The organism is Micromonospora noduli (assembly GCF_003264365.1).
GTDB classification, from domain to species: Bacteria; Actinomycetota; Actinomycetes; order Mycobacteriales; family Micromonosporaceae; genus Micromonospora; species Micromonospora noduli.
This window is the reverse complement of record NZ_PYAK01000034.1, coordinates 1-20,903: the sequence shown is the minus strand read 5'-3', so window position 1 is coordinate 20,903 and position 20,903 is coordinate 1. Positions and strand designations below refer to the sequence as shown.

The 20,903-nt window shown below is 71.3% G+C and carries 22 protein-coding genes; 10 read left to right on the top strand and 12 right to left on the bottom strand.

From position 1 onward, the window contains the following. On the bottom strand, window positions 1-939 hold the full coding sequence (locus tag GUI43_RS22545) for an NAD(P)/FAD-dependent oxidoreductase (protein ID WP_167457732.1): 939 nt from the start codon (window positions 937-939) through the stop codon (window positions 1-3). 104 nt (window positions 940-1,043) lie between these two features. Between GUI43_RS22545 and GUI43_RS22540 the strand changes: the two genes are divergently transcribed. Beyond that, the gene (locus GUI43_RS22540) at window positions 1,044-1,262 is read left to right on the top strand and encodes a DUF3072 domain-containing protein (RefSeq protein WP_091402204.1); all 219 of its coding nucleotides are present in this window, start codon (window positions 1,044-1,046) and stop codon (window positions 1,260-1,262) included. 109 nt (window positions 1,263-1,371) lie between these two features. Here the strand turns inward: GUI43_RS22540 and GUI43_RS22535 are convergent, their stop codons facing one another. The 3 genes from GUI43_RS22535 to GUI43_RS22525 form a co-directional block, all read right to left on the bottom strand. Beyond that, window positions 1,372-1,872, bottom strand: coding sequence for a metallophosphoesterase family protein (locus GUI43_RS22535; RefSeq protein WP_112699735.1), 501 nt, complete (start codon window positions 1,870-1,872; stop codon window positions 1,372-1,374). Window positions 1,873-2,003: 131 nt separating this feature from the next. Beyond that, window positions 2,004-4,880: a ricin-type beta-trefoil lectin domain protein gene (locus GUI43_RS22530; protein ID WP_211326747.1), complete on the bottom strand. Its 2,877-nt coding sequence runs from the start codon at window positions 4,878-4,880 to the stop codon at window positions 2,004-2,006. A 153-nt stretch (window positions 4,881-5,033) separates the two neighbouring features. Beyond that, on the bottom strand, window positions 5,034-6,866 hold the full coding sequence (locus GUI43_RS22525; RefSeq protein WP_112583424.1) for a glycoside hydrolase family 15 protein: 1,833 nt from the start codon (window positions 6,864-6,866) through the stop codon (window positions 5,034-5,036). Between the two features lie 111 nt (window positions 6,867-6,977). Between GUI43_RS22525 and GUI43_RS22520 the strand changes: the two genes are divergently transcribed. Beyond that, window positions 6,978-7,565: a YflT domain-containing protein gene (locus tag GUI43_RS22520; RefSeq protein ID WP_112583425.1), complete on the top strand. Its 588-nt coding sequence runs from the start codon at window positions 6,978-6,980 to the stop codon at window positions 7,563-7,565. Window positions 7,566-7,612: 47 nt separating this feature from the next. Here GUI43_RS22520 and GUI43_RS22515 read toward each other — a convergent pair whose 3' ends face one another. Continuing rightward, a complete protein-coding gene (locus tag GUI43_RS22515) occupies window positions 7,613-8,200 on the bottom strand; it encodes a DUF1684 domain-containing protein (protein ID WP_112602183.1) in 588 nt (195 codons plus the stop codon). A gap of 33 nt (window positions 8,201-8,233) precedes the next feature. After that, complete coding sequence (locus GUI43_RS22510; protein WP_112583427.1) at window positions 8,234-8,803, bottom strand: TetR/AcrR family transcriptional regulator; 570 nt, start codon at window positions 8,801-8,803, stop codon at window positions 8,234-8,236. Window positions 8,804-8,863: 60 nt separating this feature from the next. Here GUI43_RS22510 and GUI43_RS22505 point away from each other — a divergent pair, with 60 nt between their 5' ends. Then, the gene (locus tag GUI43_RS22505) at window positions 8,864-9,352 is read left to right on the top strand and encodes an FBP domain-containing protein (RefSeq protein ID WP_112583428.1); all 489 of its coding nucleotides are present in this window, start codon (window positions 8,864-8,866) and stop codon (window positions 9,350-9,352) included. Window positions 9,353-9,413: 61 nt separating this feature from the next. Here GUI43_RS22505 and GUI43_RS22500 read toward each other — a convergent pair whose 3' ends face one another. Continuing rightward, window positions 9,414-9,947, bottom strand: a complete 534-nt coding sequence (locus GUI43_RS22500; protein ID WP_112699733.1) for a GNAT family N-acetyltransferase — start codon at window positions 9,945-9,947, stop codon at window positions 9,414-9,416. 157 nt (window positions 9,948-10,104) lie between these two features. On the opposite strand from GUI43_RS22500, the gene GUI43_RS22495 reads away from it, so the two are divergent. Together GUI43_RS22495 and GUI43_RS22490 are read left to right on the top strand one after the other, a co-directional pair. Further along, window positions 10,105-10,587: a MarR family winged helix-turn-helix transcriptional regulator gene (locus GUI43_RS22495; RefSeq protein ID WP_112583452.1), complete on the top strand. Its 483-nt coding sequence runs from the start codon at window positions 10,105-10,107 to the stop codon at window positions 10,585-10,587. A gap of 10 nt (window positions 10,588-10,597) precedes the next feature. Beyond that, on the top strand, window positions 10,598-11,584 hold the full coding sequence (locus GUI43_RS22490) for a pirin family protein (RefSeq protein WP_112699732.1): 987 nt from the start codon (window positions 10,598-10,600) through the stop codon (window positions 11,582-11,584). A gap of 64 nt (window positions 11,585-11,648) precedes the next feature. On the opposite strand, the gene GUI43_RS34955 is transcribed toward GUI43_RS22490, so the two are convergent. Beyond that, entirely contained in the window at window positions 11,649-11,777 is a 129-nt protein-coding gene (locus GUI43_RS34955) for a hypothetical protein (RefSeq protein ID WP_256441970.1), read from the bottom strand. Between the two features lie 133 nt (window positions 11,778-11,910). Between GUI43_RS34955 and GUI43_RS22485 the strand changes: the two genes are divergently transcribed. After that, the gene (locus GUI43_RS22485) at window positions 11,911-13,500 is read left to right on the top strand and encodes a phospholipase D family protein (protein ID WP_112699731.1); all 1,590 of its coding nucleotides are present in this window, start codon (window positions 11,911-11,913) and stop codon (window positions 13,498-13,500) included. On the opposite strand, the gene GUI43_RS22480 is transcribed toward GUI43_RS22485, so the two are convergent. Next, window positions 13,449-14,198: a hypothetical protein gene (locus tag GUI43_RS22480; protein ID WP_112583453.1), complete on the bottom strand. Its 750-nt coding sequence runs from the start codon at window positions 14,196-14,198 to the stop codon at window positions 13,449-13,451. The genes GUI43_RS22485 and GUI43_RS22480 overlap by 52 nt on opposite strands. 388 nt (window positions 14,199-14,586) lie before the next feature. Between GUI43_RS22480 and GUI43_RS22475 the strand changes: the two genes are divergently transcribed. Continuing rightward, window positions 14,587-15,411 carry a SigB/SigF/SigG family RNA polymerase sigma factor gene (locus GUI43_RS22475; protein WP_091401616.1) on the top strand — a complete coding sequence of 275 codons (825 nt, stop codon included), beginning with the start codon at window positions 14,587-14,589 and terminating at the stop codon, window positions 15,409-15,411. 105 nt (window positions 15,412-15,516) lie between these two features. Here the strand turns inward: GUI43_RS22475 and GUI43_RS22470 are convergent, their stop codons facing one another. From GUI43_RS22470 to GUI43_RS22460, 3 genes are read right to left on the bottom strand one after another with little or no spacing between them, the layout of a single operon-like run. After that, a complete protein-coding gene (locus GUI43_RS22470) occupies window positions 15,517-16,107 on the bottom strand; it encodes a GNAT family N-acetyltransferase (protein WP_112583432.1) in 591 nt (196 codons plus the stop codon). Next, on the bottom strand, window positions 16,104-17,615 hold the full coding sequence (locus GUI43_RS22465) for an APC family permease (RefSeq protein WP_112583433.1): 1,512 nt from the start codon (window positions 17,613-17,615) through the stop codon (window positions 16,104-16,106). Before GUI43_RS22465 ends, GUI43_RS22470 begins: the two co-directional genes overlap by 4 nt. A 46-nt stretch (window positions 17,616-17,661) precedes the next feature. Next, window positions 17,662-18,288: a GOLPH3/VPS74 family protein gene (locus GUI43_RS22460; protein ID WP_112602179.1), complete on the bottom strand. Its 627-nt coding sequence runs from the start codon at window positions 18,286-18,288 to the stop codon at window positions 17,662-17,664. Between the two features lie 183 nt (window positions 18,289-18,471). On the opposite strand from GUI43_RS22460, the gene GUI43_RS22455 reads away from it, so the two are divergent. The 3 genes from GUI43_RS22455 to GUI43_RS22445 all read left to right on the top strand — a co-directional run. Next, on the top strand, window positions 18,472-19,296 hold the full coding sequence (locus GUI43_RS22455) for a helix-turn-helix domain-containing protein (protein ID WP_258397738.1): 825 nt from the start codon (window positions 18,472-18,474) through the stop codon (window positions 19,294-19,296). Window positions 19,297-19,337: 41 nt separating this feature from the next. Beyond that, on the top strand, window positions 19,338-19,538 hold the full coding sequence (locus GUI43_RS22450; protein WP_112583435.1) for a DUF397 domain-containing protein: 201 nt from the start codon (window positions 19,338-19,340) through the stop codon (window positions 19,536-19,538). 28 nt (window positions 19,539-19,566) lie between these two features. Continuing rightward, window positions 19,567-20,903: helicase-related protein (locus GUI43_RS22445; protein WP_283016240.1), on the top strand; the 1,337-nt coding region annotated here is incomplete at its 3' end.

The window sequence follows — 20,903 nt, the reverse complement described above, 5'->3', positions numbered from 1 at the left end:
TCAGGCCAGGCGGGCGGCCAGTGCACGGCCCAGGTCCCGGCCGGAGCGCCAGGCGCTCTGCACCCGGGGCTTGCCGAACGCGTCGCCGGCCAGGCCGATTCCGTCGGCGTCGAGGTGGTGGGTGGCGCCGCCGGCGTCGCTGGTCGGCTTCGCGTACGTCCAACGGTGCACGTGCACGTCGACGGCCTGCTCGGGCAGCCCGAGCAGGTCCCGGACGGCCTGTTCGATCGCCGGGCCGGCCCCGGTGGGTTGGGCCAGGTGCCCGGCCGCGAACTCAGGCACTGTGTGCGCGACCAGCACCGGCGCGCCGTCACCGCGCCGGTCACCGTCGTCGCAGACGAGGTTGAGGACCGGATGCTCGTTGACGAACGCACCCCGGAAGTCCGGCCAGCGCCGGGTCGGGAAGCGCAGCACCGCGGCCAGCGACGGCGACCAGCGTTGCGCCTGTACGACCCGGGTGGCGTCGGTCAGGGCCGGGTCGAGCAGCAGGGCGGCCTGCGGACCCGGCATGGCCAGGGCGACCGCCGCACACGACTGCCCGTCGACGACCGGGCCGGGTTCCACCGTGAGCACCAGCCGGTCGACGGTCACCGGCACCGAGCCGGCCAGGTGCTCGACCAACGAGCGCAGCCCACGGGGGGCGGCGAAGCGCATCGGCCCGGGCACCTCGTGGTTGCCACTCCGGTCGTACGCCTGGAAGGTGTCGGTCCATTCGCGGACCAGCCCGGCGGCGCGCCACTGCTCGACCAGTGCGGCGAAGTCCGGGTCGGTGGCGGTGAAGTAGGCGGCGCCGATGTCCGCGGGCCGGCCCTGGAAGCGTTTGCTGGCCATCCGGCCACCGCAGACGTGCCCCCGCTCCCGGATCTGCACCGGCACCCCGGCCCGGGTCAACTCGACCGCACAGGCCACCCCGGCGATGCCCGCCCCGACCACCACCACGCTCGACCGGTCCTCCGTCATCAGATGATCGTAGGTGGCGGCGTTCGGGCATGAACCACTGATGATCGGGGTACTGGCACACCTGTTCGAAAGAAAGGGTGATGATGATGACGGACCGCCGCACCGAGCAGGCCGACCAGAACGCCGCGATCAAGGACCCGGACGAGTGGGTCACCGGGGATGAGCCGCCGACCGCCGCCCAGGAGTCCTACCTGAGCACGCTTGCCCGGGAAGCCCACGCCGACCTCCCGGACGACCTGACCAAGGCCGAGGCGTCCAAGCGCATCGACGAGCTTCAGGCCGAAACGGGCCGAGGCCAGTAACCCCGACCCCCTCACCCGCGATCTTGCACTTCCTGTCACGACAAAAGGGCACGCGAGGCGCAAATCGTCGTCAGCAGGTGCAAGATCGCGGGTGAGGGGCGGGGTGGGGTCAGGGGCGGGGCAGGCGATGCAGCTGGACCTCGGTGAGGATGCCGGCGTGCACCTCGGCCGTGAGGTAGGTGGCGTGGGGTTGGGAGCGGCGGTCGGTGGGTGAGCCCGGGTTGAGCAGGCGCAGCCCACCGGTTGCCTCGGTGTCCCAGGGGATGTGCGAATGCCCGAACACCAGCAGGTCGACATCGGGAAAGCGGGCCGCGCACCGCTTCTCCCGGCCGGTCCGGGGCCCGGTCTCGTGCACCACCGCGACCCGCAGTCCGTCGAGCTCGACCCGGGCCACCTCCGGCAGCCGGGCGCGCAGCGCCGGGCCGTCGTTGTTGCCGTACACCCCGATCAGTCGGCGCGATCGCGCGGTCATGGCGTCGAGCAGGGCCTCGTCCACCCAGTCGCCGGCGTGCACCACCAGGTCGGCCGCCTCGATGGCCGCCCAGAGTGGCCCGGGTAGGTCCCGGGCCCGCTTCGGTACGTGGGTGTCCGCCGTGAGCACCAGCCGCATACCCGGCATTGTCCCCCGAGTCCCGGCCGCCCACCCGGGGGACGTGGGTGGACGGCCGGGCTCCGCCTCCGCCGCCCGGCCCCGTGCGTCATCGACGCTCGGGTACGGGTGCCGAGCCGGTCAGGGGGCGGTCACGGCAGGGTCCAGCGTTGCGCCCCGGTGCCGTTGCAGGTCCAGATCCGCAGTTGCCGACCGTCGGTGAGGTCCGAGTTGGGGATGTCCAGGCACCGTCCGGACTGGGGGTTGCGCAGGCTGCCGTCCGGCTGGGCGGCCCACTGCTGGGCCCCGCTGCCGTTGCAGTCGTAGAGCTGCACGAGAGTGCCGTCGGTGGTGCCGCTCGCCTTCACGTCCAGGCACTTGGCGAGCCCCCGCACCGTACCGTCGCCGGGCAGGGACCAGCGCTGGGCGGCGGTGCCGTTGCAGGTCCAGGTCTGCACCTTGGTGCCGTTCGCGGTCTGGCTGGAGGCGATGTCCGCGCACTTGCCGAGGGCCTTGACCTCACCGGTGCGCGCCCCGCCGGTGCCGACGCCAGGGCCGGTGAAGGTGTAGCTGTCCACGTCCAGCAACGCCCCGCTGCCGCCGGTGACGACCAGGTACAGGTCGTGGGTGCCGTCGTCCGGCTTGGTCACAGTGGCACTCAGCTCGGTGTAGTTGTCCCAGCCGCCGGTGTTCGGCACCGCGATCCGGGCGACCTCGGTGCCGGTCGGTGAGTCGTACCGGAAGGAAATGGTGCCGCCGGGGCCGCCGGAGGAGACCCGGGCCCGGACGCCGGTGATCCCCTTGAGGCTCACCGCGTGGTGCCGGACGCTCTCGCCGTTCTGGACGTCACCCAGCCGCTTGCCACCCTCGGCCGCCGCCTGGTCGATCACCTTGGGGCCGTTGAGTTGGACGAAGTGCTCGGCCTGCCACTGTTTCGGGTAGAGGCTGATCTCCTGCTCACCGGTGAGTGCGGCGGAGCCGGTCGCGCCGCGATCGGTGTAGCTGCCCCGCAGGACGAAGAACAGCACCGAGTCGGGGCCGGCGTGCACCGGGCCGGTGTTGAAGGTCGCGCCGCAGCCGGTCCCCTCCCCCTCCTCGTGGGCGTGCTCCTGATGGCCCAGCGCGGCCCGGACGACCACCGCCGAGCAGGCCGGCGTGCCGTCCTGCGGGTCACTGGCCGTGGCGCCCACCGCCAGGTCCTGTCCCCAGTCGAAGAGCCCGCCGGCGGGCAGGCCGGTCAACGTGACAGTCGGCCGGTTGTTGCCGACCACCACCGACACCACAGTGGTGGCGCTGCGGCCGGTGCCGTCGTTGACGGTGAGCCGGGCGCTGTAGCTGCCGTTGGCGGAGTACGTGAAGGACGGGTTCGCGGCGGTCGAGTCGGTGCTGCCGTTGTTGGTGAAGTCCCACGCGTACGTCAGCGGGTCGCCGTCCGGGTCAGAGCTGCCGGCGCTGGAGAAGGTCACCGAGAGGGGGGCCAGTCCGTTGTCCCGGTTGACGGTGGCCTTGGCTACCGGCGATCGGCCACCCTGGACGTAGTTGATTTTGTAGAGACCGGCGTCGACCGCGCCGGAGAAGTAGCCGCTGCCGTACTCCAGCAGGTAGAGCGAGCCGTCCGGGCCGAACTGCCAGTCGATCGGGTGGACGAGTTTCATGCCGGCGAGCACCGGCTCGATGACGGTCGGCGCCCCGGTGGACGGGTTGCCGTTGTCGAACTGGACCTCCTTGATCCAGTTGCGGCAGTACTCGGAGATCAGCCACTTGTTGTCGTAGTAGGCCGGCCACTTCACGTCCGAGACGAGGTTCGGGTCGTAGTGGTAGACCTCGACGTGGTTGGGCGACCCGCACCCACCCGGGTTGTCCAGCGCCGGCCAGTCCTCACTGCCGCCGTGCTGCTCCCAGACCAGCGCCGGTTTCGTCGGCGGGAGCTGCTGGACCCCCGTGTTGCGGGGTGAGTTGTTGACCGGGCCGGTCGAGCCGCCGCAGGGAAACCAGGCACGCGGTGTGGCGGTGGCGAAGTCCCAGTCGTTGTAGGCGACGTTGGGGCCGCCGCAGTACGGCCAGCCGTAGTTGCCGGGCCCGTTGGCCCGGTTGAACTCGTCGTAGGCCGCCGGGCCACGGTTGGCGAGGTCGGTGCCGGCATCCGGGCCGACCTCGCCCCAGTAGAGGGTGTTGTTGGCCTTGCGGTCCACCCAGATCCGGTACGGGTTGCGCACGCCCATCACGTAGATCTCCGGCCGCGTTCGCGCGGTGCCGGCGGCGAAGAGGTTGCCGGTGGGGACGGTGTAGCTGCCGTCGTTCTCCGGGTGGATCCGGTTGATCTTGCCGCGCAGGTCGTTGGTGTTGCCCGAGGTGCGCTGGGCGTCGTACTGGGCGTTACGGTTCGTCCGCTCGTCGATCGGGGCCATCCCGGCTGAGTCGCCGCCGGAGTTGGTGTTGTCGCCGACGGCGAAGTACAGGTTGCCGGCCGTGTCCCAGCTCATCGAGCCGGCCGAGTGGCAGCAGAGATCGCGTTCGGTGGGCCACTCGATCAGCACGTCCTCGCTGCCCGGGTCGAGCAGCAGAGTGGACGGGTTGAAGGTGAACCGACTGATCCGGTTGACCAGTGGGGTGACCTTGGGCGAGTAGAAGAGGTAGACCCAGCGATTGCTCGCGAAGCTCGGGTGCACTGTGATGCCGATCAGGCCGTCCTCGAAGCGGGCGTCCAGTGGCAGGGTCAGCGCGACCGTGGTGGACCTGGTCGCCGGGTTGTAGAGGCGGACCTGACCACCGGCGCTGCTGGTGCCCCGGTTGATGTAGAAGACCTTGCCGTCTGGTGCGACGGCCAGTTCGATCGGTTCGCCCATGGAGAGGCCGCCGTCGAGGGCGACCTTCTCGAAACCGATGGTGGCGGGCGGGGCGAGGGCGGCGGCCTGGGCCGGGGACGCGGCGGCCGGTGGAACGCTTGCCTGTGGAACGAGGCAGAGGGTGACCAGGACGGTGAGCAGTGTGGTGGCGCTGACGAGCCGTCGACGCAGAGTGCGGGACACGAGACCTCCAGCTGTCCGGGGGATCTCGGTGCCGCTCCCGCCGACTGGAGGAGCACCGCGGTGTTTCCCGGACATTAACGTCTTTCACTGGAAGGCGATAGAACTTCGCGTCATCGGATCGAAAGTTGTCAAGATTTACACGAAAGTACGGGCTCAGCGACGCGTCGGAGTGAAGTGCGCCGGGGGCATCCCGCAATCGCGCAACGTCGGGTCCTGCTCGACGTCGGTGAGCACACCGGCGGCATTGATGAGGCCGATGTGCGAGAACGCCTGCGGGAAGTTGCCCAACTGCTCCCCGGTCTGCTGGTCGATCTGCTCGGCGAACAGGCCAAGGTCGTTGACCCGACCAGCCAGATCGCGAAACAACTCGTGCGCCCGCTCCCGCTCGCCGCCCAACGCCAGGCAACTCACCAACCAGAACGAACAGATGACGAAGCCCGCCGGGTCGCCGTCCCAGCGCCGCAGCAGGCCGTCGTGCGACAGCCGCCGCTCCACCGCGCGGACCGTCGAGCGCATCCGCGGGTCATCGGCACGCAGAAAACCCACCAGCGGCATCACCAGCACCGACGCGTCCAGCTCGTCGGAATCAAAAATCCCGGTGTACGACTGGAGCCGGTCGCTCCACCCCCGCTCGAGGATCGCCGCGCGCACCTCGTCCCGGGCCGCCGTCCAGCGGGCCAGGTCCTGCGGCCCGCCGAGCTGGTCGCCGAAGCGGACCGCCCGGTCCAGCGCTACCCAGCACTCCACCTTCGAGGACACGTGGTGGTGTTGCACCCCACGCTCCTCCCACATCCCCGCGTCCGGCTGTTTCCAGTCCTGCTCGGCCTGATCGGCGAGCACCCGGAGCAGGTGGTAGACGTCCGGGTCGAACGGTTCCAGCTGGTCGCGCATCAGCCAGGCGGCGTCCATGGCCGCGCCGTAGATGTCGTTCTGCCGCTGCCGCCATGCGTCGTTGCCGGTCACCACCGGCGGGCTGTCGCGGTAACCGCCGAGCTGGTCCAGCCGATGTTCGGTGAGGTCCCGCTCCCCCAGCACCCCGTACATGATGGGCACCGGCTGGTCGCCGATTCGGCCCATCGCCCGGCCCAACCAGGCGAACTGCCGCCGCACCTCGTCGAAGCACGCCGACCGCCACAGCGCCCGCAGCGTGTGGCTGAAGTCGCGCACCCAGACGTAGCGGTAGTCGTAGTTGCGGTCCCCGCCGAGCTTCTCCGGCAGCGAGGTGGTCACCGAGGCCACCACCGCGCCGCTGGGCCGGTACGTCATGCCCTGCACCACCAGCCCGCTGCGCCGCACCTCCTCGGCGTAGAAGCCCTTGTACTCGTGCTCGTCGGCCCAGGACCGCCAGCCTGCGACGGTGTCGGCGATCGTCTGGTCGGCGTCCGGTACCTCCGGCAGTGGTGCGTCGTAGGTCGGGGCGTACCCGAGACTGAAGTTGTGGGTCGTGCCGGCGCGGACGGTGAACGTCGCTGCGGCATCGCCGTCGTCGCCGCACGCCAACCGCACGCTGCTGCGGAAGGTGAGCCGCACGGCCCCGGCGATGGCCTCAAGCATGTCCTCACGCTCGACCAGGTACGCGGTGGTGCGCCCGTACTCGAAGCGCGGACGGTAGTGCACCCGCATCGGCACCGCACCGGAGAGTCCCTGCACGCTACGGACCAGCACCTGCGGTGGGTGCATCCCTATGTCGTGACCTCGCGAGCCGGGCTCGAAGGCGAGCGCATCGGTGAGCGCGACCTCCCCCTGCGCGGTACGGAAGACGGTCCGCAGGACCAGGGTGTCCTCCAGGTAGCTCCGTTCGACAGTGAAATCGACCTCCGGTCGGATCGACCAGTGCCCTGCGCCCTCGTCGAGCAGCCGCCCGAACACCGACGGGGCGTCGAACCGGCCAGGGCACCACCAGTTCACCGAGCCCGAGGCGTCCACCAGCGCCGCGGTGCGGCCGTCGGCGAGGAACCCGTAGTCGCTGATCTGTCCGCTCTCCACCTGACTGCCTACCCGGGCAGTCCGCGCCCATTCCCCTCCTGTCCGGCGGTGGAGACCGCGTTACCGGTCGGCCTGGACGGGAACGCGGCGAGCTGACGAGGGAGGATGCTCATGACGTCAGCTTCGGAGCCGACCGCCGCCTGGCGGTCCGGCACACAGGGTGGCGACCTGCTTCCATCCGGGCCGGCCGGCCGCCTGTCGTCCCCGGGCGGGGACGGCCACGGGCCGGAGGCCGGCCCGCCGACCGTGACGATCGGCTCGTACCAGGACTATCCGACCGCGCAGCGGGTCGTCGACTACCTGGCCGACAACCGCTTTCCGGTGGAGCACAGCGCCATCGTCGGCACCAACCTCACCCTGGTGGAGACGGTGCTCGGGCGAATGACCACCGGTCGAGCCGGTCTGCTCGGCGCCGGTACCGGCGCCTGGTTCGGGCTCTTCATCGGCCTGTTGTTCGGCATCTTCACCGTCGGCAACTGGCTGGCGGTGATCCTGGTCGGGCTGGTCATCGGTGCGATCTGGGGTGCCGTGTTCGGTGCGGTCGCGCACGCCATGACGGGCGGCCAGCGCGACTTCACCTCGGCCAGCTCACTGCGCGCCGGCCAGTACGCGGTGACAGTCGACGCGCAGCTCGCCGACCAGGCGCGGCAGCTGCTCGGTCGGATGCAGATGTCGGGACGGGCGGCCACCAACGGCTGAGCGACGACCGGCCGCCCGCCCCGGCAGCACTCGGGGCGGGCGGCCGTTCAGTCGTGGTACGTCAGCTCGCCGGCGCGCAGCGGCACATCGACCCGGTTCTCCGGTGGTGCCAGCGGGCAGGCCCAGCGGTCGTCGTAGGCGCAGCTCGGGTTGTAGAGGTAGTTCGCGTCCAGCCGGACCCGGTCGCCGGGCAGTAGCTCGACGCCCCGGCCGAAGGTGCCCTTCACCGTGTCGGTGAGGTACCGGCCTCCGCCGTAGCTCTCCCGACCGCAGGTGCCGTCGCGCAGCGGAACGAACAGCCCGCCCCCGTACGCCTCGATCCACCACAGGGTCAGCGGCCCCCAGGACGTCTCGGCAACCGCCACCCGCCGGTACGCGACCACCCCGTCCGGGCCACCGGTGTCGATGCGCAGCTCACCGCTGGCCGACCGCAGGGGCGCCTCGACCACGGCCTCGGGGTTGGGCGGGAAGTAGCGCACCCCGGCGAAGTCGGACCTCTCCGCCACGGGGATCGGGCTCTGCGGATGGGTGGCGAAGAGTTCGTCGCGGCCGGCGCGGAAGCCGGCCAGGTCGACGTCGGACAGGTACAGCCGGGCCACCCGCTCCCGCCAGTCGGCCAACTCCAGATCATCCACACCACCGAGCCTATGCCGTGGCTCTGCGGCAGCTCAGCGCGACGGCCAGTTGGTGAGGACGGCGTCGAGGGCGTCCAGGGCGCGCGACCAGGAGTCGTCGGTGGGGCGCGGGGTGTGCCGGAAGCCGCCGGTCTTCTCCAGGCTCACGAACCCGTGGAACGTGCTGTGCATCATCCGCACCGCGTCGGTCTGGTCAGGCTCGGAGAGCCGGTAGCCGCGCAGGATCGCCCGGGTCATCTCGGCGTGCCGGACGCCCGCGCTCGCGGCGGCGGTCTCCGGGTCGAGGTCGATCTGCATGGCCGCGTAGCGGCCCGGGTGCTCTCGCGCGTAGTCGCGGTACGCGTTGGCGAACGCCACCAGCGCGTCCTTGCCGGCCCGGCCGGCGAGCGCGGCGGCGACCCGGTCGGCCAGCTCCGCCAGTGCCAGCAGGGCGATCCGGACCCGCAGTTCGTGTGCGTTCTTGAGGTGGAAGTACAGGCTGGCGTCCTTCACCCCGAACTGGCGCGCGAGCGCGGCGACTGTGACGTTCTCGACCCCCACCTCGTCGGCCAGCTCGGCCGCGGCCAGCGTCAGGCGCTCGACGGTCACCCCGGCACGTGCCATGCAGCACACTCCCAACCTAGCCGTAATAATCGCTTGCCTAAGAGGGCTAGGCTACTACCTATGTTGGTCCTGACCGAATCCGTCATCCGCGCGTCCTTCGTCAACTGCAGCAAGGGCGAGGCGAAGCGGCTGGCCGTACCGAATGATCTTGAAATGCGCCAGTGGGACGACCTCGACTTTCTCGGCTGGCGGGATCCCTCCGCCCCGCAGCGGGCCTACCTGGTCGCCGAGACCGACGGCAAGCTGGCCGGGGTGGTGCTGCGGGCCGCGAAGCACCAGATGGGGCGCGTGCGGCACAGCATGTGCTCGTTCTGCCTGACCACCCACCTCGGCGGTGGCGTCTCGTTGATGACCGCACCCAAGGCCGGCCCGAGCGGACGGCAGGGCGACTCCGTGGGCACGTACCTGTGCTCCGACCTGGCCTGCTCGCTGTACCTGCGCGGGAAGAAGCACGCCGGGCCCCCCGCGCCCGAGCCACTGCCCCTGCCGGAGCGGATCGAGCGCGTCAGGACCGCCCTCGCGACATTCCTCCGCAAGGTCACCGAGTGACGGTTCGAGACGACCTGCGCGGCCGGGGCCGGAGCGTGTTCGGACCCCGGTCCGCCTCCGGCTAACGGTCGGTGGCCAGGCGGGCGTGCAGGTGCTCGTCGTAGCGGCGGCCGTCGCCGTACCGGTACGACTCGCGCAGGGTCCCCTCGGCCGGGTAGCCGGCGCGGTCGGCGACCCGGCAGGACGCCGGGTTGGCCACCGCGTGACACAACTCCACCCGGTGCAGCCCGAGATCCGCGAACGCCCAGTCGGTGAGCCGGACGACGGCGCGCACCGCCACCTGACGCCCCCTCGCCGCGGGCACCGTCCAGTAGCCGATGGACGCGTCGCCGTCGTGGATGCGGTGCAGCGACACCGAGCCGAGCAGTTCGCCGTCGGCCGCCGCGGTGACCGCCATCGAGGCGTGGCCGCCGGTGGACCAGTCGGCCCGGCGACGCACCCAGAGCAGCGCGACCTCGTCGTCGATCGGGTCGCCGCCCTGCGGGTTCCACTGGGCGATCGCCGGGTCCCGGAGGGCGTCGCGCACCGCCGGAGCGTCCGCGTCTCGCCAGGGGCGCAGCAACAGGTCGGCGGCGGAGAGTTCCACGTGTTCCACGAGGCCGGAGTCTGGCACAACCTGCGGCCTGGGCGCCGCCGGATTAACGCGGGTTTCCTTCAAAGCTGCACGATCCAGCCGCCAGCGGGTGAGGAAGTGACGCAGGCGACGCTTAACGACATTACTTAAATTTTGAAAGAGTGCTATCGTCGTGGACATGACCGAGAGCCTGGACAGCACCCGAGAGGCCGCCTGGCGCGCCTACATCGAGGCCAGCCAGCGTCTCTACACGCAGTTGGAAGAGGATCTGCGGGTCGACAGCGACCTCAGCTTCGCCGACTACCACGTGCTGGTCCTGCTCTCCGAGGCGCCGGGGCAGCGGCTACGGATGGGCGAGTTGGCCAGCCGGTTGATCTTCTCGCCCAGCCGCCTCACCTACCAGGTCTCCTCCATGCAGCGTCGTGGCCTGGTCAGCAAGGAGCCCTGCCCGGACGACCGGCGCGGCAGCGAGGCGGTGCTCACCGCCGCCGGGCTGCTCGCCCTGCGGGAAGCCGCACCCCACCATCTGGCGTCGGTGCGCACGCATCTCATGGACGACCTCGACGATGCCGAGGTCGCCTGCCTCACCCGGGTCTTCGACCGGCTCGGCGAGCGCCTGCGGGCATCGCGGGTCAGCTCGACCACCCCCGCCTCACGCTAGGAGCCTCGACATGCCCGCGATCACCGTCGACAACGTTCTCGTCCTGCCCCGCCTGCCCCGCCTCGACGAGGCCGCCACGATCCGCCCGGTCCGCACGGTGACCACGGCGCCCAGCGGCTTCGAGGGTGAGGGCTTCCCGGTTCGTCGCGCCTTCGCCGGGGTGTCGACCACCGACCTGGACCCGTTCATTCACCTCGACCAGATGGGCGAGGTCGACTACGCGCCGGGCGAGCCCAAGGGCACCCCGTGGCACCCGCACCGCGGCTTCGAGACCGTCACCTACATCATCGACGGCGTCTTCGACCACCAGGACTCCAACGGTGGTGGCGGCACCATCACCGACGGCGACACCCAGTGGATGACGGCGGGCAGCGGCCTGCTGCACATCGAGGCGCCGCCGGAGCACCTGGTGATGAGCGGCGGGCTCTTCCACGGCACGCAACTGTGGGTCAACCTGCCCCGCTCGGCCAAGATGAACCCGCCCCGCTACCAGGACATCCGGGGTCGGGAGTCGGCGCTGCTCACCACGCCCGACGGCGGCGCGCTGATCCGGGTCATCGCCGGCGAGGTCGCCGGGCACCGCGGCCCGGGTTCGACCTTCACCCCGATCACCATCACGCACGTCACAGTGCAGCCGGGCGCGCAGGTCGACCTGCCCTGGCGGCCCGACTTCAACGCCCTGGTGTACGTGCTGGGCGGTCGCGGCACCGTCGGCACCGACCGGCGTCCGGTGCGTACCGGCCAGCTCGCGGTGCACGGCCCGGGTGACGCGCTGCGGTTCAGCGCCGACACCTCGCAGGACAGCAACACCGCGGCACTGGACCTCTACATCATGGGTGGTCAGCCGATCCGGGAGCCGGTGGCACAGTACGGCCCGTTCGTGATGAACACCCGGGACGAGCTGCTCAAGGCATTCGAGGACTTCAAGGCCGGCCGCCTCGGCGTGATCCCCACCGAGCGGCTCCCGCACACCGGCGGCCAGGGCACCCGGCCCTGACCACTGTCGACCGCTGGGTTCGGCGCCGACGCCTCCGGTTCACCCCGGGGGCGTCGGCGCCGCCTCAGGAGACCGCAAAAATCCCGGCGACGCCCAGAATCACCATCACCAACACCGCTACCAGCGCACCCCGTTCGCTCTCCACCGCCGGCTCGCGGTTCTCGGTCACGGGATTCGTCGTGTCGCGGGGCATGGTGTGGCCTCCTCGGCTGTTGTCGCGTCGCTTTTGATGGCGTTGGCCAGGTCACCGGTCGGGGGCCTGGCGTGCGGACCCGCGTCGGGGGTCCTACCGTGAGGACGTTGCCGACCTCCAGGGGGGCTGGACGGTGCCGTTGCAGGACTGGTTCCTCACCGCTGAGGAACGCGCCAACCCGGTCTCTGGCATACCCGTATGGACCACGGGAAACCTCGCCGAGCCGTTGATTCACGGTGCCGCTTACTTCGACCGGCTGGTCGGCGAGGTCGAGGCCCTGGGCCCCGGCGACCATCTGTTCTTCACCGACTGGCGGGGTGACCCGGACCAGCGGTTGCGCCCGGACGGTCCGACAGTGGCCCAGCTCTTCGCGCAGGCCGCGCAGCGCGGTGTGGTGGTCAAGGGGTTGATCTGGCGCTCGCACCTCGACGTCCTGGCGTACAGCGAGGCCGAGAACCGCGACCTCAGCGAGACGATCTCGGCCGCCGGTGGCGAGGTGCTGCTGGACCAACGGGTCCGGCGCGGCGGCTCGCACCATCAGAAGCTCGTGGTGCTGCGGCACCAGGGCGCGCCCGAGCGGGACGTCGCCTTCGCCGGCGGGATCGACCTGTGCCACAGCCGCCGCGACGACGCCGCGCACCACGGCGACCCGCAACCGGTGCAGATGTCCCCCCGGTACGGACCCAATCCGCCCTGGCACGACGTGCAGCTCGCGGTGCGCGGTCCGGTGGTCGGCGCGTTGGACACCCTGTTCCGGGAACGCTGGACCGACCCGATGCCGCTGGACTCGGAGAACCCGGTGGCCTACCTGCGGGACCGGCTGCGCGGCTCGGACCTGCGCCCCGACCCGCTGCCCGAACAGCCGGCCGATCCGCCGCCCTGCGGTCCGCACCAGATCCAGGTGCTGCGCACCTACCCCGCCGTCCGCCCGCGCTACTCGTTCGCACCGCACGGGGAGCGGACCGTGGCCCGGGGTTACACAAAGGCGGTACGCCGGGCCCGCCGGCTGATCTACCTGGAGGATCAGTACCTCTGGTCGGCCGAGGTCGCGGACCTGTTCGCGCACGCGCTGCGGGACAACCCGGACCTGCACCTGATCGCCGTCGTCCCCCGCCACCCGGACGTGGACGGCAGGCTGGCGTTGCCGCCGAACATGGTCGGGCGCGAGCAGGCGCTGTCACTGTGTGAGCAGGCCGCACCGGACCGGGTGCACGTGTTCGACGTGGAGAACCACGCCGGCGGCCCGGTCTACGTACACGCGAAGGTCTGCGTGATCGACGACGTCTGGGCCAGCGTGGGCAGCGACAACTTCAACCGGCGGTCCTGGACGCACGACAGCGAGTTGTCCTGCGCGGTGCTCGACGACACCCCCGACCAGCGGGAGCCCACCGACCCCGCTGGGCGGGGCGACGGCGCGCGGAGCTTCGCCCGGGACCTGCGACTGCGGCTGTGGCGCGAGCACCTGGACCGCGACCCGGACGGCGCGGACGACGCCGACCTGCTGGACCCGGCGGACGCCGTCGCGGCCGCCACGGCCGCCGCCGACGCGCTACAGCAGTGGTACGACGACGGCCAGGTGGGAGAACGGCCGCCCGGGCGGCTGCGCCCGCACCGCCCCGAACGGCTGCCGTGGTACACCCGGGCCTGGGCGCTGCCGATGTACCGGCTGGTCTACGACCCGGACGGCAGGCCGCTGCGGGCGAGGCTGGCCGGCACCTGGTGACGCGGTCGGGACGGCTCCGGCGCGGCGACCGCGTGCACGTGCAGCCCGCCGGGGTAGGCGAACGACGAGCGCGGTGAGTAGTAGCCGAAGCCGATGGTCAGCGGGTTGGCCGGGCGCAGCGCGTACATCGGGTGGCCGGGCTGGAGGAACTCCACCGACTCGATCTCGAACGGGGCGACCGGCTCGGCGACGAAGGGGTAGGCCGAGCTGAGCAACTGTCCGTCGCGCCGGGTGAAGTAGCGGTGGTGCCCACTGCTGATCACGTGACCGGTCTCCCCCACCCGACACCGGGCCCGGACCAACGGTGTGCCGTCGATCTCCGTCTCGGAGACCAGGTCCTCGCCGTTCACGTCGATCCGGGTGCGCCCGGCGAGCACCGGGGCGCCGCGGGCGAGGGCGTACTCACGGACCAGCCGGCTGGAGGCCACGTAGTGGGTCCACCAGCCACCGGCGTTGAGGCCGCCCGGCGCGTCGACGCCCAGCAGCGAGACGCCGAGGTAGGTCAGCGAGTACGCACCGAAGCCGGAGGTCTGCGTCTCGTCGTCGACGATGTACTGGTTGAGGAAGACCTGCCGGTCGGGGCGGGGGCAGAGCCCCGGCGGGACCAGCGCGGCGACCGCGTCGGGATCCGCCGGCAGCCAGCTGAAGTAGAGGGTGCGGCTGTTCACGACAAGCTGGGGAGCGGCTGGATCGAGCACGGTGCCTCCGAACCGGGTGTGTACACGCGACGCTACGGCCGGTCCCACCAGCGGGACAAGGACGGATAGTCGACACTCCTGGCGACTTGTCGGATTTCATGTTGACCAGTCGACGCGACCCGTGGGCCGATCGGCCGAGCCGGCCGACCGACCGGCGGTGGACCGGGCGGCGGACCGTAGCGACGACAACGGGTAAGGATCCTCACAACCACCCCAACTTCCGCGCCATTTGCCCCTTTTATTGCTCGACACACCTTAAGTACATCAACCTTTCGGCTAGATTTCCGGGAGACGATCAGGTTAAGGTGACTCCCGAACGGCCCATTGGAAGCTAAACCAAAGCGTCACGTCTTTTTCGTCAGCGGACGAGGTGCAGGGAGGACCACCCATGACCGCGCCAACGATCACCGAGCAGCCGAGCGCCGCCGTCAAGGCCACCACCAAGCTCGACCCGCGCGCTCTCACCGACAGCGCCGCCGATCTGCTCAACGCGATGGCGGCGCTGCCCGCCAACCACCCGTCGCGCGCCGCTCTGCGGGACCGGGCGATCGAGGCCTGGCTGCCGCTCGCCAACCACCTGGCCCACCGCTACAGCGGGCGCGGCGAGCCGAACGACGACCTGGCGCAGACCGCCGCGATCGGCCTGATCAAGGCCATCGACAAGTTCGACCCCGAGCGCGGTGTCGACTTCGCCGGTTACGCGATCCCCACCATCATCGGCGAGCTCAAGCGGCACTTCCGGGACCGCACCTGGGACATCCGGGTGCCCCGCCGGCTCCAGGAGCTGCGGCTGGCCATCTCCGACGCCAACAGCTCGCTCCTGCAGACCCTCGGCCGCTCGCCGACGGTCGCCGACATCGCCGCGCACCTCAAGCTCACCGAGGAAGAGGTGCTGGAGGGCCTGGAGGGCGCCCGCGCGTACAACGCGGTGTCGCTGTCCACCCCGACCGGCGACGGCGAGCGCGCCACCGAGCTGGGCGACATGCTCGGCGGCGAGGACAGCGAGTTCGAGCTGGCTGAGCTGCGGGTCGCCCTCGGCCCGGCGCTGGCCACCCTCGACGAGCGCGAGCAGAAGATCCTCACGCTGCGCTTCTACGGCAACCTGACCCAGTCGCAGATCGCCGACCAGATCGGTGTCTCGCAGATGCACGTCTCGCGGCTGCTGACCCGCGCGCTGACCAAGCTGCGCGGCCAGCTCGACGGCACGTACTGACCGGTTGACGCACGGAGGGCCGGGTCCATGGACCCGGCCCTCCGTGCTGTCACGTGAGCGTTACAGTGCGACCACGGGGCGTGCTGGTCGCGTCAACCAACCGGCTCAGTGCCCGACCGGCTCGCGCCACATCGGCCAGAACGGCGTTCCGTCGGGCACCCGGAACGGCTCGCCGGCCAGGTAGCCGTGCTTCGCGTACAGGTCCCGGCTGCGCGGGCTGCTCGCCTCCAGGTACGCCGGCATCCCGTTGGCGTCCAGCCAGGCGTGGTGGTGGCGCATCAGCGCGCTCCCCAAGCCCTGCCCCTGCCGGTCTGGCCGGGTCGCCAGGAACGCGAGGTGGTGGTGGTCCGGGTGCGGGTGGTTCGCCGCGAACAGCTCGTCGAGGTGCTGGAAACGGTCGGTCCACTCGCCGCAGGCGGCGGCCAGTCGGGCGTCGTAGTCCGCCGGCGGCGGCGCCGGCTGGCCGACCGACGGAAACCAGACCGCGACCGAGGCCCGGTCCGCTGTGGCGTGGACGATGCCGTGCCGCATCGCGTGCCCGACCAGGATCTCGAAGTCGCCGGCCAGTACCGCCTCCCGCTTGCTCGGGTCGGGGACCAGCCAGTACGTCACCTCCAGGATGGTGAACGCCTCGGCGATCCGACCCGCCACGAGGGTGGTCTCCTCCGGCCCTAGTTGCTCGATGACCACGCTCATCGGGTCACCTCCACGGCGGCTGGTGACTCCGGCTTGACGGCCGCCGCGGCGCTCGCGGCCCCCAGGCCGATCCGGGCGTACGTGTCCGGGCGGTTGCTGCGCAACAGCAGGGCCCAGCCGATGCCCAGCAGGGCGGCCACCGGGTACGCGGCGGGCAGCGCCCAGCGCAGCGTCGAGTCGGGCGCGACACCGAGCAGGTTGGCGAAGTTCGACACGGCCAACCAGATGATCACGAAGAGCGCGATGGTGGCCAGGCCGGGCGCGATGGCCCGTCGCCAGAGGTTCTCGCCCCCGGCGGAGCGGGCGAAGTAGGCGATCACCGCCACCGAGGTGGTGGCGATCAGCAGCAGGACACCGAAGCCGCCGGTGGTGCCGACCCAGAAGAAGAGCTGAACCACCGGATCCCAGCCGTTGACGGCGTACAGCAGGATGACCAGCAGTCCGAGGACGCTCTGCGCCACCGAGGCGGCCCGCGGCGCCCCGGTGCGGGCCGAGGTCTGCCCGAACACCGCCGGCAGCACGCGTTCCCGACCGAGCGCGAAGGTGTAGCGGGCCGTGGTGTTGTGGAACGAGATCATCGCGGCGAGCACCGAGGTCAGGAAGAGCACCTGCCCGATGGTGACCGCTGTGTCGCCGAGGTGCGCGGCGGCAAGGTTGAAGATGAGCCCGACGCTCTGCTCGCCGGCCTCGGCGACGATCTGGTCCTGCCCGACCGCGACGGTCATGGTCCAGGACGACAGCGCGTACAGCCCGGCGATGATCGCCACCGAGAGGTAGGTGGCCAGCGGCACCGTCCGCTTCGGGTCCTTGCTCTCCTCGCTGAAGACCACCGCCGACTCGAAGCCGACGAAGCCGAGGACGGCGAGCACCAGCACCGCGCCGACCCCCGGCACGAAGAGGTTGTCCGGTGAGAACGGGGCGAAGCTGACCCCACCCTCGGCAGGGTTGCCGAGTTGTCCCAGGTCGAAGACGAGGACCACCACGATCTCGGCGACCAGCAGCGCGGCCAGGACCATGCCGTTGAGGTCGACCCGGAGCAGGCCGAGCAGGCCAACCAACGCCCACGCCACCAGGGCCACGACGGCCCAGTGCGGGTGCCCGCCGAAGAGCCGGTCGAGCACCGGCTCGGCCGCCACGCCGATGGTGCCGTACAGCCCGACCTGCAACGCGTTGTACGCGATCAGCGCGACCCAGGCGGCGCCCACGCCGGCCGGTCGACCGAGACCACGGGAGACGTAGGCGTAGAAGGCGCCGGCGTTCTCCACCCGGCGGGACATCGCCACGTAACCCACCGAGAAGAGCGCGAGCACCGCGGCGATCAGCAGGAAGGCCAGCGGGATGCCGGTCACCCCGATGACGCCGTAGCCGGTGGTGACGACGCCGGCCACCACTGTCAGCGGCGCGGCGGCGGAGAGGACGAAGAAGATCACCGAGGGGATGCCGAGACGGCCTCGGGCCAGGGCTTCGGAGACGTTGCTGGGTCGGTCGACTGTCGATGTCGGGGGCATACGACTACTCCGATTGTCGAGGGGAGGGTTGGGGGTTACCGGGGGATCAGGGGATGCCGCGCAGCACGGCGGCGCCGACGGCGGCCTCGGTGTGCCCGACGAGTTCCTTGAGTGGTGCCGGCAGCGCGGGGATGAGGACGTTCAACCGGTGGTGCGCGCGGGGGCCGGCGCTCCACAGCACCTCGCGGGTCAGCCCCGCGGCCACGACCAGGCCGAGCAGCAGGGCGTCCGGCACGCCAGGTGGGTCCGGCCGGTCCAGCAGGGCCCGTAGCCGGGTGGCCGGCCAGGCCACCGCGTTGAGGTCGATCGGCAGGTAGCTGACCGTGGTACGCAGCAGCCGGCGGCTCTCCTGGCGGCGTAGCACCCCGGCGCGGGCCAACCGCTCCCCCACCGAGGTCGTGGCGCTCTGCGCCAGGAAGCTCAGCCAGGTGCGCAGCTCCCGGTGCTGGGACTCACCGACCAACTGGTCCAGCACTGTGTGCGCCAGGGCATCGGCCGGCGGACGTCGGTCGATGACGGTGATCTGCCCGGCCGTGACGGTGATGTGTCCATAAAGGATCAACTCGCCGAGGAGCCCGCCGGCCAGCCCGAGCCCGGTCGCCGCCGGGTGCAGTTTGGCCTTGCCGCGACTGTCGTTGTGTGCGATGAGGAAGAACTCGTCGGCGATGAGCAACGGTCCTCCCGCACAGGTGTGTCCACAGTGATCGCGACCGGGAAAGGATGCACCGACAGCTACTGCAACGCAACTCCCAGATTTGAAAGTTGCACTCCGTGCATCTGCGACCTGCGGATCTTGTCGTGGCAGACTCGGACGGTGACCGCCACTCCCGCCATCCGGCACGCCGCCAGCCCGACAGTGCGGCGACGCCGCATCGCCCGGGAACTCCGCCAACTTCGGGAACGCGCGGGCATGACCCTCGATGTGGCAGCCCGTCAGCTCGACATGTCGAAGAGCAACCTCTCCCGGATCGAGACCGCACAGATCGGCATCAAACCGCGCGACGTCCGGGCCGCTCTCGCGCTGTACGAGGTGACCGGTTCGGATGCCGAGGCGCTGATCGAGATCGCCCGGGGGGCACAGCAGCGCGGATGGTGGCAGAACTACAGCGACGTGCTCCCCGAGTGGTTCGAGTTCTACGTCGGGCTGGAGGCCGAGGCGGCGGCGCTGCGCACGTACGAGGCCGAGTCGGTGCCCGGGCTGCTGCAGACCGAGGCGTATGCCCGGGAGATCTTCCGGCGCACCGCCGGCGAGGACGGCCTGGAGCGCAAGGTCGCCGCCCGACTGCGCCGACAGGAGGTGCTGCGCCGCGAGGACCCTGTCGACCTGTCGGTGATCCTCAACGAGGCGGTGCTCCTGCGCCCGGTCGGCGGCACCGCGGTGATGGCCGAACAACTGGTCCACATGAGTCGGATCGCGCAACTACCCAACGTGACAATCCAGGTACTTCCATTCGCGGCTGGCGGGCATCCGGCCATGAGCACCCCGTACGTGATCCTCAACTTCGCCGACGCCGCCGACGCGTCCGTGGTTTACCTGGATAACCTCACGATGGGACTGGCTCTGGAGGAAGCCGATCATGTGCTCGGGTATAGCCTTCTGCACGAGGAGCTGTGCCGGATGGCGCTCGATCCGACGGCGTCGTTGACCCGTCTTGAGCATGCTTCTCGTAACTTTGCGTGACCGCTTCTGCGGCACGCCGACGCAGACGAGAGGTACCGCGGATGACGGCGTACGACCTGACCCGAGCGGACTGGCGCACCAGCACGCGCAGCAGCGGCAACGGCAACTGCGTGGAGGTCGCGACAGTCGACGGTCAGGTCGCCGTCCGGGACAGCAAGGACCGCTCCGGCCCGGTGCTCGCCTTCGGTGCGCCGGCCTGGCGGGCCTTCGTGCTCGGCGTCGGCGAGGTCCGTCGCTCCTGACGCACCCGTCCCGGTGCGAGACTGGGCCGTGCTCTCCGACGTAACAGTTGACCTGCCGGTCCGTCCGGTGCTGCCGGCGCTGGTCGCGGCACTCGACGCGGCCGGCGCCGGTGTGCTGGTGGCCCCGCCGGGCACCGGCAAGACCACCCTCGCGCCGCTGGCCGTGGCCGACCGGGTGACCGGTCGGGTGGTGATCGCCCAACCCCGCCGGGTGGCGGCCCGTGCCGCTGCCCGGCGCATGGCCGAGTTGCTCGGCGAACGGGTCGGTGAGCGGGTCGGCTACGCGGTACGCGGGGAGCGCCGGGTCGGCCCGGCCACCCGGATCGAGGTGGTCACCACCGGCCTGCTGGTCCGCCGGCTGCACCACGACCCGGAACTGCCCGGCACGGGTGCCGTGCTGCTCGACGAGTGCCACGAACGCCAACTCGACGCCGACCTCGCGCTGGCCTTCACCGTGGAGGCGCGCGCCACCCTCCGGCCGGACCTGTGGCTGCTGGCGATGTCGGCGACCCCGGACACCGACCGGTTCGCCGCGCTGCTGGGCGGGCCCACCCCGGCCCCGGTGGTACGGGCCGACTCGGCGTTGCACCCGGTGGAGCGGATCTGGGTGCCCCCGGCGCGCCCGATCGCCCCGCCCGGAGCCGGGCCGGTGGACCGGGCCCTGCTCGACCACGTGGCCGCCACCGTCCGGCGGGCGCTGCGCGAGCACGACGGCGACGTGCTCGTCTTCCTGCCCGGGGCCGGCGAGATCGCCGCGGTCACCGGCAGGCTGGCCGACCTGCGGGACGCGGTCGCGCTGCTGCCGCTGCACGGCCGTCAACGCGGCGCCGAGCAGGACGCCGCGCTTCGGCTTGCGGACCGACGGCGGGTGGTGCTGGCCACCGCGCTGGCCGAGACCAGTCTGACCGTCCCGGGCGTGCGGATCGTGGTGGACGCCGGGCTGTCCCGGGTGCCCCGGATCGATTTGGCCCGTGGGCTGGGCGCGCTGGTCACCGTGCCGGTCTCCCGCGCCGCCGCCACCCAGCGGGCCGGCCGGGCCGGCCGGGAGGCCCCCGGGTACGTCTACCGCTGCTGGTCGGCGGCGACCCACGAGCGGCTGCCCGCCCGTGCCGAGCCGGAGATCGCCACCGCCGATCTCACCGGCTTCGCGTTGGAGCTGGCCGCCTGGGGCCGACCGGACGGCGTCGGGCTCGCGTTGCCCGACGCGCCGCCGGCAGCCGCGATGACGGTGGCCCGGGACACCCTGGAGACCCTGGGCGCTGTCGACGCCGACGGTCGGATCACGGCGCGGGGGCGCTCGATCGCCGCCGCCGGGGCGCACCCACGGCTGGCCAGGGCGCTGCTCGACGGCGCCGGCCGGGTCGG